The sequence below is a fragment of the Nocardioides sp. genome (genome assembly GCF_036493135.1).
Lineage (GTDB): Bacteria > Actinomycetota > Actinomycetes > Propionibacteriales > Nocardioidaceae > Nocardioides.
This window is the reverse complement of record NZ_DASXQG010000069.1, coordinates 1-12,873: the sequence shown is the minus strand read 5'-3', so window position 1 is coordinate 12,873 and position 12,873 is coordinate 1. Positions and strand designations below refer to the sequence as shown.

The 12,873-nt window shown below is 70.6% G+C and carries 14 protein-coding genes; 8 read left to right on the top strand and 6 right to left on the bottom strand.

All coding sequences use genetic code 11. The features are described 5' to 3' along the window. Positions 1-95 precede the first annotated feature (95 nt). Positions 96-1,037 carry a helix-turn-helix domain-containing protein gene (locus tag VGJ24_RS12770; RefSeq protein ID WP_331501007.1) on the bottom strand — a complete coding sequence of 314 codons (942 nt, stop codon included), beginning with the start codon at positions 1,035-1,037 and terminating at the stop codon, positions 96-98. Between the two features lie 301 nt (positions 1,038-1,338). Between VGJ24_RS12770 and lysS the strand changes: the two genes are divergently transcribed. Continuing rightward, positions 1,339-3,063, top strand: coding sequence for a lysine--tRNA ligase (gene lysS / locus VGJ24_RS12765; RefSeq protein WP_331501006.1), 1,725 nt, complete (start codon positions 1,339-1,341; stop codon positions 3,061-3,063). On the opposite strand, the gene VGJ24_RS12760 is transcribed toward lysS, so the two are convergent. Next, the gene (locus VGJ24_RS12760; RefSeq protein ID WP_331501005.1) at positions 3,060-3,479 is read right to left on the bottom strand and encodes a DUF3151 domain-containing protein; all 420 of its coding nucleotides are present in this window, start codon (positions 3,477-3,479) and stop codon (positions 3,060-3,062) included. The two genes, lysS and VGJ24_RS12760, sit on opposite strands and share 4 nt — an antisense overlap. Positions 3,480-3,580: 101 nt before the next feature. Here VGJ24_RS12760 and VGJ24_RS12755 point away from each other — a divergent pair, with 101 nt between their 5' ends. Further along, the gene (locus tag VGJ24_RS12755; protein ID WP_331501004.1) at positions 3,581-5,092 is read left to right on the top strand and encodes a DHA2 family efflux MFS transporter permease subunit; all 1,512 of its coding nucleotides are present in this window, start codon (positions 3,581-3,583) and stop codon (positions 5,090-5,092) included. A gap of 71 nt (positions 5,093-5,163) precedes the next feature. On the opposite strand, the gene fbaA is transcribed toward VGJ24_RS12755, so the two are convergent. Next, a complete protein-coding gene (gene fbaA / locus VGJ24_RS12750) occupies positions 5,164-6,207 on the bottom strand; it encodes a class II fructose-bisphosphate aldolase (protein ID WP_331501003.1) in 1,044 nt (347 codons plus the stop codon). Between the two features lie 125 nt (positions 6,208-6,332). Here fbaA and VGJ24_RS12745 point away from each other — a divergent pair, with 125 nt between their 5' ends. From VGJ24_RS12745 to VGJ24_RS12735, 3 genes are all read left to right on the top strand, one after another. Further along, on the top strand, positions 6,333-6,842 hold the full coding sequence (locus VGJ24_RS12745) for a SigE family RNA polymerase sigma factor (protein ID WP_331501002.1): 510 nt from the start codon (positions 6,333-6,335) through the stop codon (positions 6,840-6,842). Beyond that, on the top strand, positions 6,839-7,726 hold the full coding sequence (locus tag VGJ24_RS12740) for a hypothetical protein (protein ID WP_331501001.1): 888 nt from the start codon (positions 6,839-6,841) through the stop codon (positions 7,724-7,726). Before VGJ24_RS12745 ends, VGJ24_RS12740 begins: the two co-directional genes overlap by 4 nt. 139 nt (positions 7,727-7,865) lie before the next feature. Beyond that, a complete protein-coding gene (locus tag VGJ24_RS12735) occupies positions 7,866-8,627 on the top strand; it encodes a septum formation family protein (RefSeq protein ID WP_331501000.1) in 762 nt (253 codons plus the stop codon). 35 nt (positions 8,628-8,662) lie between these two features. Here VGJ24_RS12735 and VGJ24_RS12730 read toward each other — a convergent pair whose 3' ends face one another. Further along, on the bottom strand, positions 8,663-9,310 hold the full coding sequence (locus VGJ24_RS12730) for a TrmH family RNA methyltransferase (RefSeq protein ID WP_331501027.1): 648 nt from the start codon (positions 9,308-9,310) through the stop codon (positions 8,663-8,665). Positions 9,311-9,347: 37 nt separating this feature from the next. Beyond that, positions 9,348-9,989, bottom strand: coding sequence for a maleylpyruvate isomerase N-terminal domain-containing protein (locus tag VGJ24_RS12725; RefSeq protein ID WP_331500999.1), 642 nt, complete (start codon positions 9,987-9,989; stop codon positions 9,348-9,350). A 99-nt stretch (positions 9,990-10,088) separates the two neighbouring features. Between VGJ24_RS12725 and VGJ24_RS12720 the strand changes: the two genes are divergently transcribed. Next, a complete protein-coding gene (locus tag VGJ24_RS12720) occupies positions 10,089-10,757 on the top strand; it encodes a DedA family protein (RefSeq protein WP_331500998.1) in 669 nt (222 codons plus the stop codon). Between the two features lie 61 nt (positions 10,758-10,818). Here the strand turns inward: VGJ24_RS12720 and pyrE are convergent, their stop codons facing one another. Then, on the bottom strand, positions 10,819-11,343 hold the full coding sequence (gene pyrE / locus VGJ24_RS12715) for an orotate phosphoribosyltransferase (RefSeq protein ID WP_331500997.1): 525 nt from the start codon (positions 11,341-11,343) through the stop codon (positions 10,819-10,821). A gap of 18 nt (positions 11,344-11,361) precedes the next feature. Here pyrE and VGJ24_RS12710 point away from each other — a divergent pair, with 18 nt between their 5' ends. Next, entirely contained in the window at positions 11,362-12,345 is a 984-nt protein-coding gene (locus tag VGJ24_RS12710; RefSeq protein WP_331500996.1) for an NAD-dependent epimerase/dehydratase family protein, read from the top strand. Beyond that, positions 12,324-12,873: aminotransferase class I/II-fold pyridoxal phosphate-dependent enzyme (locus VGJ24_RS12705; RefSeq protein WP_331500995.1), on the top strand; the 550-nt coding region annotated here is incomplete at its 3' end. The genes VGJ24_RS12710 and VGJ24_RS12705, both read left to right, overlap by 22 nt.

Genomic DNA, 12,873 nt, shown 5'->3' with positions numbered 1-12,873 from the left:
TGCTCCAACTGCGCGATCGCGCAGTTACGACAGCGCTACGGCGCGGATCACTGTCATAACCGCGCGATCGCGCGGTTATGACAGCGGCTGCCCGCTCAGAGCCACCCGCGGCGGACCGCCTCGGCTCCGGCCTGGAAGCGCGTGTCGGCGCCGAGCTCGATCATCAGCTGCGAGATGCGACGACGGACGGTGCGCAGGCTGAGGCCCATGATGCGGGCGATCTGCTCGTCCTTGGCACCCGCCTTGAGCTGGCGGAGGAGGAACGTCCGCTCGCTGCGCGGGCCCGAGAGCTCGGAGACCGGGACAGCCTTCTCCCAGTAGAGCTCGAAGAGCAGGGTGAGCGCGTCGACCAGGGCGCCCTGGCGGACCAGCAGGCGCGGCTCGTCGGCGAAGCCGAGCGGCTCGGGGAGGATCGCGTGCGTTCCGCTGATCACGAAGAGCCGCGTCGGCAGGTCGTCGATCAGCCGGACCTCCTCCCCCTCGTCGACCCGCATGTGCAGGGTCTCCGGCGCCTCGTGCAGGGCGCGAAGCGGGTAGACCGCCCGCGAGCTCCTTCCGCTCGCCACCGCGCGGCCGACCACCTTGGACATCGCGGACTCGCGGGGCATCAGCCAGGTGTCCGGCCGCAGGAAGAGCAGGTCTCCACGGCTCTGCTCGATCAGCGACGTGAGCAGCTCCAGCGCGTTGCCTCCGGCGCTCATCTCACCGTCGAGCGCGCGCACGTCCTGCACCTCGCCCGGCGCCGGACGGGACCCGGCCGCGACGAGCAGGGGTACGGCGCGCGCGAGGTCGTCGAGCCGGTCGCGGACCTGGACCGCGGCCTCGGCCTCGCGGGTGATCGCGGCGGAGAGGATCTGGTCGTTGCGCAGGACCGCCACCCGGCCGTCGACGATGCGGACGACGCCGAGGTCGGTCAGTCCGGCGAGCGTGACCGGGACCTCGTCGGGGTCGACGCCGAGGATGGTGCCGATCTCACGGACCGAGGACCCGGCGAACGGGAGCACCTGCTGATAGCGGCGTTCATCGTCCGCGCTCACCCCGAGCGCGGAGAGAACCGAGACCGCTCTTCTCCGTGGCACTGGTGGCAGTTTACTGCCACTGACCGGAGCCGCCCGCAGTTTGACCGTTCCAATGACCATCATGGAAGGCGACGGGCAGCCGAGTGCTGCCGGCCGGCACACATCGGGGGATGCTCCGGCCGACTCGTCGAGAGGGCGCCGACCATCGGTCGGCGCCCTCCCTACGCCCGTCTCCCATCGGACTAAACCGGCTTCGGACCGGCTCGGCCCGCGCGATAGCGTGGCGCGTCCGTGACGCATCCGAGCAGGAGACCCGTCGATGTCCCGATCCACGCCGTTGGGCGAGCCCCATGACTGGGTGACTCGCGCCGCCGACGACGCGATCCGGCATCACGAGAAGACCGGCGCCCCTGGGCCGGTCACCTGCTCGTCGGGCATCTCTCCGTCGGGTCTGGTGCACCTGGGGAACCTGCGTGAGTTCCTGATGCCGCACTTCGTCGCCGACGAGCTGCGCCGCCGCGGCGTACCCGTGCGTCACCTGCACGTGTGGGACGACTACGACCGCTTCCGCAAGGTGCCGCACGGCGTGGACCCGTCGTTCGCCGAGCACATCGGACGACCACTGGTCGACGTCCCCGACCCGTGGGGTTGCCACGACTCGTGGTCGACCCACTTCAAGCAACCGGTGCTCGAGACGTTCGCCGCGCTGGGCGCCGAGGTGGAGACCATCTCCCAGGCCGAGCGCTATCGGAGCGGTGTCTACCGCGACGAGGTGCTGCGCGCGGTCCGCCACCGGCACGAGATCGACGCGGTGCTCGCGAAGTACCGCACCAGGAAGGTCGGGCCCGATCCGGCGGACGAGACCGGCGACCACGCCGCCCAGGACGCCGAGGCGATGGCGGACTCGGTCGCGAACGACGACCAGGACGCCGACGAGACCGGTGTGGGCTACTTCCCTTTCAAGCCCTACTGCAGCGACTGCGGCCGCGACACGACCACCGTGACGGCGTACGACGACGAGACGACCGACCTCACCTATGTCTGCTCGGTGGGCGACTTCCACGGCACGACCAACCTCGCGACGCAGGACGAGGGCAAGCTGGTCTGGAAGGCCGACTGGCCGATGCGCTGGGCCTTCGAGCACGTCGACTTCGAGCCGGCCGGGATGGACCACGCCACGCCGGGTTCGTCGTTCACGGTCGGGCACGAGCTGGTCGAGACCGTCTGGGACTACCCGCGGCCGGCGTGGTTCGGGTACGGCTTCGTCGGGTTCGCGGGTGTGCAGAAGATGTCGTCGTCGGCCGGCGGCGCTCCGACGGCCCAGGACGCCCTGCGGGTGCTGGAGCCGGGCATCCTGCGCTGGCTCTACGTCCGACGCCAGCCGAAGCAGGCCTTCGACATCGACTTCGGCCAGGAGGTCGTCCGGTTGTACGACGAGTGGGACGCGCTCGCGCGGAAGGCCAACGACCCGGAGAAGCGCGACGTGCAGACACTCGCCTACGAACGCGCTTCGTCGACCGAGACGGCCGGGCCGCTGCCCACGCCGGACGTCGTCGTCCCCTTCCGGATGCTGTCGTCGGTCGCGGACGTGACGGCCGGCTCGGCCGAGCAGATCAGTCGCCTCGTCGGGACGATGGGCTACCCCCACGACTCGGTCGAGCAGCTCGAGCCACGGCTGTCACGCGCGATGGCATGGACCGAGGAGTTCGTGCCGGCCGCCGACCGCACCACGGTGCGTTCGGAGCCCGACGCGGTGGCGATCGAGGCGCTGTCGAGCCAGGAGCGCGAGTGGTTGTCGCTGCTCCTCCGAGGTCTGCAGGGCGACCTCGAGCTCGACGCCATCACCTCCCTCGTGTACGGCGTTCCCAAGCTGGCGCGCGGGATGCCACTCGACGAGAAGCCGACCGACGAGGTGAAGGCGGACCAGAAGGAGTTCTTCCGGCTGCTCTACCACCTGCTCGTCGACGCCGAACGCGGCCCGCGCCTCCCGACCCTGATCGTGGCGTTGGGCGCCGACCGGGTGCGGCGGCTCCTGGGCGATTAAGCCGAGCCCAGCAGGGTGTCCGCGGCTGCGGGGCTGGAGTCGCGCAGGAAGTCCGAGCAGCGCTGCCACTCGTCGTCCTCGCCGATCGCGCGCGCGGACAGGGCGAGCGTGGCCAGGCAGCGCAGGAAGCCGCGGTTGGGCTCGTGCTCCCACGGCACGGGGCCGTGGCCCTTCCAGCCGTTGCGGCGGAGCAGGTCGAGGCTGCGGTGGTACCCGACCCGGGCGTAGGCATACACGGTCACGTCGTCGGCGCCCTGGTCGCGCGCCTGGTCGGCCAGCGCGGCCCAGGCGAACGGCGAGGCCGGGTGACGGCGTACGACGGCAGCCGGGCTGTCGCCGTTCGCGAGCTCGGCGTCGGCCGGGTCGTCGGGGAGGTGGGTGGGCGGCGGTCCGGCGATCAGGTCCACGTGGCTCATGCCGCCACCCTGTCACGCCGGGCCGGCGTGATCCGTCATCACTACAGACGTACCGATGATCCCGTGGAATCAATGTCCGTGGAAAGGTGTTCACTTCCGTCATGGCCTCGCAGACCTCGACCCGCGACCCCATCCCCGCGGATGTGAGGCCCTGGCCGGCACTCTTCGCGCTGTGTCTCGGCTTCTTCATGATCCTGGTCGACACAACGATCGTCACGGTGGCGACGCCGGCGATCATCTCCGACCTGCATGCCGACGTGAACAGCGTGGTGTGGGTGACCAGCGCCTACCTGCTGGCGTACGCCGTACCCGTGCTGATCACCGGGCGGCTCGGTGACCGCTTCGGGCCGAAGAACCTCTACCTGGTCGGTCTCACCGTCTTCACGCTGGCCTCGCTGTGGTGCGGCCTGACCACGAGCATCGAGATGCTGATCGTGGCGCGGGTCTTCCAGGGGCTGGGCGCCTCGATGCTGACCCCGCAGACGATGGCCGTGATCACCCGGATCTTCCCGGCCGACCGTCGTGGTCAGGCAATGGCGCTGTGGGGTGCGACCGCCGGCGTCGCGACCCTGGTCGGTCCGATCCTGGGCGGCATCCTGGTCGACGCCTTCGGCTGGGAGTGGATCTTCTTCATCAACATCCCGGTGGGGGTGATCGGGTTCTTCCTGGCGGTGCGGCTCGTGCCGTCCCTGCCGACCCACACGCACCGGTTCGACTGGCTGGGCGTCGCGTTGAGCGGGCTCGGGATGTTCTTCCTGGTCTTCGGCATCCAGCAGGGCCACAAGTACCACTGGAACGGTTGGGTGATGGCCTCGATCATCGCCGGCGTGGCGCTCTTCGTGGTGTTCGTCGTCTGGCAGTCGAAGAACCGCGCCGAGCCGCTGGTGCCGCTCAGCCTCTTCCACGACCGCAACTTCGCGATCTCGAACTTCGCGATCTCGACGATGTCTTTCACGGCGACCGCGATGGGCTTCCCCACGATGCTGTACGCCCAGCTGGTGCGCGGCTACTCACCGCTCGAGTCGGCGATGCTGTTCGTGCCGATGGCGGTGATGTCGATCATCCTGGCGCCGATCGTGGGCCGGTTCACCGACAAGGTGCACCCTCGCACCCTGTGCGGCCTGGGCTTCGCGGTCACCGCCGTGGCGGTGTACCTGATCTCGTTGACGCTGACGCCCACCGGCGCCGTCTGGCACCTCCTCGGCGCGATGGCGCTGCTCGGCATCGGCATGGCCGGCATCTGGGCGCCGCTCGCCGCGACCGCCACCCGCAACCTGCCGATGCAGCTCGCCGGGGCCGGATCCGGCGTCTACAACGCGACCCGGCAGGTCGGCGCCGTCCTCGGGTCGGCCGCGATCGCCGTACTGATCGACTCCCGGATCGCCGCCCACGGTCTCTCTGGTGGGGCCGAGCCCGAGGGAGCACTCCAGCAGCTGCCGGCGATCGTCCGCGACCCGTTCAGCCAGGCGATGTCCGACGCGATGCTGCTTCCGGCCGCCGTGCTCGTCCTCGGGTTCGTGTCGGTGCTGTTCTTCCAGCTCCCCCGACACCTGGCCCCTCGACGGGAACCGCAGGCCGAGCCCACCGAGGCCCCGGCGCCCGCCCTGGACTGAGGCTCATCGCGCCCCTTGGTGACACGGGGTCGTCGGGTGAGCCCGATAACCCGCGCTATTCGGGGGCGGGCTCAGCCGAGCGTGTGGCCGGTGGCTGAGAGGTTGGCGCACGCCTCGACGACCCGCGCCGCCATGCCGGCCTCCGCGGCCTTGCCCCAGGCACGGGGGTCGTAGCTCTTCTTGTCACCCACGTCGCCGTCGACCTTCAGCACCCCGCTGTAGTTGTGGAACATGTGGTCGACGACGGGCCGGGTGAAGGCGTACTGCGTGTCGGTGTCGACGTTCATCTTCACCACGCCGTACTTGACCGCGTCCGCGATCTCCTGCTCCGACGAGCCCGAGCCACCGTGGAAGACCAGGTCCAGCGGGAGCGAGCCGGGGCCGAAGCCGGCGTGGGTGCCGTACTTCTCGATGATCGCGTCCTGTGCGTCCTTGAGGATCTCCGGGCGGAGCTTGACGTTGCCGGGCTTGTAGACGCCGTGCACGTTGCCGAACGTGAGTGCGGTCAGGTAGCGGCCCTTGTCGCCGAGCCCGAGCGCCTCGACGGTGTCGAGCGCGTCCTGCGGGGTCGTGTAGAGCTTGTCGTCGATCGCTCCCTCCACGCCGTCCTCCTCGCCGCCGACGACGCCGATCTCGACCTCGAGCACGATGTGGGCCGCCGCGGCCTTGGCCAGCAGCTCCTGGGCGATCTGCAGGTTCTCCTCCAGCGGTACGGCGGACCCGTCCCACATGTGCGACTGGAACAGCGGCGCCTCCCCGCGTGCGACCCTCTCCGCGCTGATGTCGAGCAGTGGCCGGACGAACCCGTCGAGCTTGTCCTTCGGGCAGTGGTCGGTGTGCAGCGCGACGTGGATCGGGTAGTTCTTGGCGACCTCCGCGGCGTACGACGCGAACGCCACCGAGCCGCTCACCATGTTCTTGACCGCCGGCCCCGAGAGGTACTCCGCGCCCCCGGTGGAGATCTGGATGATCCCGTCGGACTCCGAGTCGGCGAACCCCTTCAGCGCGGCGTTCAAGGTCTGGGACGACGACACGTTGATGGCTGGGAACGCGAACGACTTCTCCTTCGCGGTGTCGAGCATCTGCGCGTAGATCTCGGGGGTGGCGACGGGCATCGGGTGACTCCTCGTGACGCGGGGTTCCAGCACTTCCAGCCTAGTGGCAGGCCCGGTGACCACCGACCGGCCATTCGCCCCGCAGACGTCGGAGGTCCACAATCTGCAGAGGAGGACGTGAGCGCATGCGGGTGGACGCGCGGGAGCGGGCGTACGTCGAGTTCGTGACGGCACGCCAGACGCACCTGCGCCGGATCGCCTACGCGATCTGCGGCGACTGGGGCCGAGCGGACGACGTCCTCCAGGCCGCCCTCATCAGGCTGTACGTCGCGTGGCCGCGGGTCCAGCGGATGGGCGTCGAAGACGCCTATGTCCGCCGGCTCGTCGTCCGCGCGAACGTCGACGAGCACCGTCGGCCCTGGCGACGCGAGGGCCCGGGCCAGGACGGCCCGGACAGACCGGTCGGCGACCGCGACCGGACCGACCGGACCGACCCGACCGAACGGACCGCGCTGTTCGAGGACCTGCAGGCATTGCCGGCGATGCAGCGGAAGACGGTCGTGCTCCGGCACTGGCTCGGGCTCTCGGTCGAGGAGACGGCCGAGGAGCTCGGGATCTCGACCGGCAGCGTGCAGAGCCACTCCTCGCGAGCACTGGCCGCGCTCCATGTCGCCCCGAGCCGGGAGACCCGATGACCACCGATCTGCAGGAGCGGCTCGACGCCAGCTTCGACGAGGGGCCGCCACACCGACCGGTCGAGGAACGGCTCGCGGCCGGCCGGCGCGCCGTACGACGTCGTCGCGGAACGGCGACCATCGGTGCCGCCGTCGCGCTCGCCGTACTCGCGGTCGGCCCGGTGCTGCTCCGGCCGGCCGCCGGCGGAGGCGGAGGGATCGAACTGCCACTCCCGTTGCCGACCCCCACCACGACCGCCGCCCCGACGCCCGTGCACCTCCTGACGGCGCCGGCGCGCTTCGTGCATGCCGACACGCCACCGGTCCTGTACCTGTACGGCCGGATGTTCCGGCGCGACCGGGACGTCACGGTCCTCGCCACGTACGGCGAGATCGACGTTGCGCGGCACCCCCAAGGAGGCGCCATCGTGCGCATCGGGAGCCAGACCCGGTGGGTGCTGGTCGTGGGCAACGAGCCCGAACGGCTCGACGAGCAGCGCGAGGCGCCGTATGACTACCAGGCCTTCATGGGCTGGGCGCGCGCCGAGTTCGCGGTGATGTCCGGTCGCCTGGCGCTGGCTGCGACGGCGCCCGGCCCGTACTCACCGCCGCTCTCCGACAACGAGTCGCCGGCGGGGTACGACGGGGATCTGCTCGTCGCGAAGCCGGGTGGGAGCGTCGTCCAGCGGATCCGCCACCCGGTCGTCGACGAGCTGGCCGTGCTCTCCTGCCACGACCAGGCCGTTCGCGTGCGCACGCCGGGCGGCGACTGGTTCGTGCTCGGGTACGACTGCCCCGAGCAAGGCGCCCTGTACTCCGAACGCGTGGGCGTCCGCGCCGACACCCTCTCCTCCTGGCTGGTCCAGGTGAAGAGAGTGCAGGACGAGTTCGAGCTCATGACCTAGATGAGGCGGCCTCGGGATCGCCCCCGCTGGGCCACCCACCCTGGCCCGGAGGGACCTGGTCCTCGACGGCGTGGAGCGACTCGCGGCGAGATGACGTGTCGCGCGCGCGGCCGCAGGTGGGACCTAGGATGCGTCCGACATGAGGATCTCGACCACGCACGTGATGGCCGTCGCCGCCGCTCTCACCGTCACCGCCCTCGGCGCGACGGGCCCGTCGTACGCCGAAGCGCAGCGCGCGGGCGGCATGGCCGGCGCCCCGACGGTCGGCGCCTGCAGCACCATGACCCCCCAGCAGGCGAACGCCAGGTCCGACCACAGCACCGTCGTCGACTGCTCGCAGGGGCACACCGCCCAGGTCGCCGGAGTCGTGAAGCTCCCGAAGCGCCTCGACTGGAGCCGGGCGAGCAAGAACCAGCTCTTCCGCGTCGTCGCGGACCGGTGCCTGCCCGAGGTCGCAGCGGCACTGGGTCGGGACGCGAAGACGCGGGACTCCTCGGCGTACCACTTCGCGTACTTCGCGCCGACCAAGGCGCAGCGGGCCAAAGGCGCGCGCTGGCTGAGCTGCTCGATCATCCGGCCCAAGGACACCGAGCTGGCAAAGCTCCCCACCTCGAGCACTCCGTTCCTCCCGGGCGGCCGACTGCCCGACCCGCTCGCCCGCTGCCTGTCCACGACCGTGCTGAACACTCCCTGCTCGGCCGCGCACGCCTGGCGAGCCACGGGCACGTTCTGGGTCGCCGGCACGTACCCCGGCCAGAAGGCGCTGAACAAGAAGGCGGTGGGCAAGTGCCGGAGCCGGGTGAAGTCGGACAGGCCCTACCGGTGGACCTACCGCGACAAGATCACCTGGAACGTCGCTCACGACCACGTGGTCGTCTGCTACTCCAGGACCGGCAGCTGACCTGCCGCTGACCTGCCGCTGAACGGCTCATCGGCTCATCCGCGCCACGCCGTTTCATGAGTGAGGTCGGCGTGCGCGCGGATCCAGGTGTGCATGGCGATCGCCGCCGCCGCCGAGGCGTTGATCGACCGGGTCGAGCCGAACTGCGCGATCGAGAAGGTGCCGTCGCACGCCGTACGCGCGGCCTCCGAGAGGCCGGGCCCCTCCTGACCGAACAGGAAGCAGACCCGACGAGGCATCTCCATCGTCTCCAGGTGGGCCGAGCCCGGGAGGTTGTCGATGCCGAGCAAGGGCACCGGTCCGCCGCCGTGGTCCTTCAGGTGCGCCGCCAGGTCGGCCGCCGTCTTGTGATGGCGCACGTGCTGGTAGCGGTCGGTGACCATGGCGCCGCGGCGGTTCCACCGACGGTTGCCGACGATGTGCACCTCGGCGGCGAGGAACGCGTTGGCGGTGCGCACGATCGTGCCGATGTTGAAGTCGTGCTGCCAGTTCTCGATCGCGACGTGGAAGTCGTGGCGGCGGGTGTCGAGGTCGGCCACGATCGCCTCCATCCGCCAGTAGCGGTACCGGTCGACGACGTTGCGCCGGTCGCCCTCGGCGAGCAGGCGCTCGTCGTACTGCTCGCCGGTGGGCCACTCCCCCTCCCACGGTCCGAGACCCACCTCAGCCGGTCCGTACGGCATCGGGTCGTACGGCGCGCGCCCGTCCGGTGGCTCCACGTCAGAACGCCGAGACCGACGCGGGAGCGCGCTGCGGCCGGCTCAGTGCGCGGACCACGGCCGCCTGCCCGTGCCGGCGTACGGCGACCCGCGTCAGCAGGTCGAGCACGGGGACGAGCACGTCGTCGGGGAACTCCGGTGTCGGCAGGCCCACGCTCGCGGCCAGGTCGTCGGCGTGCACGACGATCTCCATCTCCCGGGTCACCAGCCAGTCGTGAACCGTGAGCGACCACCCCTGCCAGGGGATCAGGACCAGATCGCCGGTCTCGCGTGCGTCGAGCACGGAGGGCAGCCGGGCGAGCAGGTCGTCGACCAACGCGGCGAGCGCGGCCGGTCCGGAGGCGGCCTCGGCGTCGCTGCCGTCACGGATGCCGACGTTGACCTCGTCGTCGTGAGCGGCGCCGACCCAGGTGGCGCGCGCGTAGTGCTCGAGCAGAGGGATCGGCGCCTGCGTCGACGGCTCCGCCCCGACCAGCTTCACGGTGCTCGCGATCTGGCCCACCAGGTGGTGGGCGAGCCCGCCCACAGACATGTCGGCACACGCGCTCTCCTCACCCCACCGCGCAGCGACCTCCGGGCTGCGCGCCAGATCCGCGGCGATGCGTGCGGCGTCCAGAAAGCTCTCACGCTGGGTGTCGTCCATGCGCCCGACGCTAGTGGAGACGACCCCCGGGCCGAGGGCGTCGTGGGCGCGCCGACCACCGTTCAGGTTGCGGACAGATGCCCTAGGTAGGCTCACCCGGTGACCGGCCTGCAGCCCCTTCTCCTCGGCATCCCCTGGATGGATCCGCACTGGCTCCTGCAGAACTTCCACACCGAGTTCGTGTGGATCAGCCTGATCATCGTCTTCATCGAGTGCGGTCTGCTCTTCCCCTTTCTGCCGGGTGACACGCTGCTGTTCTCGGTCGGTCTCTTCGTCGCCACCGACGAGCTCAACCTGACCAGCGGCCCCAACATCGTCGGGCTCCTGGTCGCCTGCCTCGCCTTCATCGTCGCCGCGTTCGCCGGGAACGTCGCCGGCTACGAGATCGGCCGGGCGATCGGTCCACCCGTGCGCCGGCACGACGGGAAGATCATCAAGAAGAAGTACCTCGACCAGACCGTCGACTTCTTCGAGACGCACGGAAGCCAGGCGCTGGTGATCGGCCGGTTCGTGCCGTTCGTGCGCACCTACGTGACCCTGATCGCGGGCGTCAGCGAGATGCCCCGGGTCAAGTTCTGGATCTGGAGCGCCGTCGGTGCCGTGCTCTGGGTCGTCAGCATCACCTGCCTGGGGTACTTCCTGGGTCAGGCGTTCCCGTGGCTCAGCGACAAGATCGACTGGGTGATCCTCGGGCTGCTGCTCGTGACCGTGATCCCGATCGGCTACGAGTGGTGGAAGAACCGTCGCCGCCAGGAAGCCACCAGCTGACGCCGGGTCGGCGCAAAGGGGCAGCCAGATCACGCCGAGTCGTCTGATGACGACTCGGCGGTCAGGCGTGTACGGCGTCCAGATCGGCCTTGGTGAGCACCGACCGGATCTCGAGCCCGACATCCGCGAGCGGGTTGTCGTCGCCCGGTGACCGGTCGATCGCGCACAGCACGGTCTCCACGGTCGCCCCGCCCGCACGGAGGGCGACCGCCGCGTGGCGCACCGCCCCGCCGGTGGTGATCACGTCCTCGATCAGAGTGACCCGCCGACCGGAGACGTCAGGTCCCTCGGCCAGCTTGCAGGTGCCGTACGTCTTCGCCTCCTTGCGCACGAACAGCGCCGGGATCCGGCTCTGGGCACTGACCACGGTGACGATCGGGATGCCGCCCATCTCGAGGCCGCCGAGCAGGTCGGTGCCGTCCGGCAGCAGCGGCACCATCGCGGACGCGACGCGCGCGAGGAGGTCCGGATCGGTCTCGAACAGGTACTTGTCGAAGTACTCACTCGCGACCTGTCCGGACCTCAGTGTGAACTCGCCGACGAGCCGGCAGCGGGCGTCGATGTCACGCGCCAGGCCCTGATCCATGTGCCCTACTCTCGCAGCATGCGGATCCTGATCATCGGCGGCACTCGCTTCGTCGGCCAGGCCATGGCACAGGCGGCACTGGACGCCGGTCACGACGTGAGCCTCCTCCACCGCCACGCCACCGACGAGCTGCCCGGGGCCACCCATCTGCTCGCCGACCGCGACGGCGACCTGTCGGTGCTCGACGAGAAGAGCTACGACGCGACCATCGATGTCTGCGCGTACGTGCCGGGGCAGGTGCGACACCTCCACGACGCACTGGGCGACCGTGGTGGCCACCACCTCTTCATCTCGACGGTGTCGGTCTACCAGGAGCCGGAGGGGCCGGGTGCCGACGAGGACTCACCGCTCTTCGCGCCGGCGTCCGAGGACGCCACGGAGGTCACCAACGAGAGCTACGGCCCGCTGAAGGTCACCTGCGAGAACATCGCCACCGAGCTCTACGGCGAGGGCAGGCTGGCGATCGTCCGCCCGACGTACGTCGTGGGCCCGCGCGACATGACCGCGCGCTATCCGTGGTGGCCGCTGCGGGCTGCCCGGGGCGGTCCGATGATCGCGCCCGGTCCGGCCGAGGCACCGATGCAGTGCATCGACGCGCGCGACATGGGCGCCTGGACGATCCGGCTGGCCGAGGACAGCGTGACCGGCGCCTTCACCGCGGCCCGGCCGCACACGACGTTCGGGGCGCTCCTCGACGAGACGCTCGCCGCGGTGGACAGCGACGCCCGGCTGGTGCCGGTGGACGGTGACTGGCTGGTCGAGCAGGGCGTGGACGGGCTCCAGCTCCCGCTGTGGACCGAGGGCGGTGTGGAGTGGTCACTGGCGATGGGCACCGCTGCGGCGGAGGCGGCCGGCCTGACGCACCGGCCGTTCGCCGAGACCGTGCGCGACACGCTCACCTGGGCGCGGGCCAACCCCGACCAGTCGACGAACCCGAGCTGGGGCCTGCCACCGGAGCGTGACAAGGAGCTCCTCGACGCATGGCTGGCCACCCAGGCATGACGCTGGCCCACCGGCTGGACGGCATCCCGCCGACGATCTTCACCACGATGTCGGCATTGGCGATGCGGACCGGTGCGGTCAACCTCGGACAGGGTTTCCCCGACGCCGACGGGCCGGCGTCCGTCCTGGCCGCGGCCGACCGGGCGATGCGCAGCGGTGCGAACCAGTACGCACCCGGGACCGGCGTACCGGCGCTGCGCCAGGCGATCGCCCGCCACCAGCAGCGGCACTACGGGCTCGAGCTCGACCCCGACCGTCAGGTCGTCGTGACCACCGGCTGCACCGAGGGTGTGGCCGCGGCGCTGCTGGGACTGGTCGACCCCGGCGACGAGGTCGTCGTGCTCGAGCCCTACTACGACTCGTACGTCGCGATGATCCAGATGGCCGGAGGGATACGCCGCCCGGTCACCCTGCGCGCGCCGTACTTCCGCCTGGACGCCGACGAGCTTCGTGCGGCCGTCACGCCGCGCACCAGGTTCGTGCTGCTGAACTCCCCCCACAACCCGACCGGCACGGTGCTCACGCGCG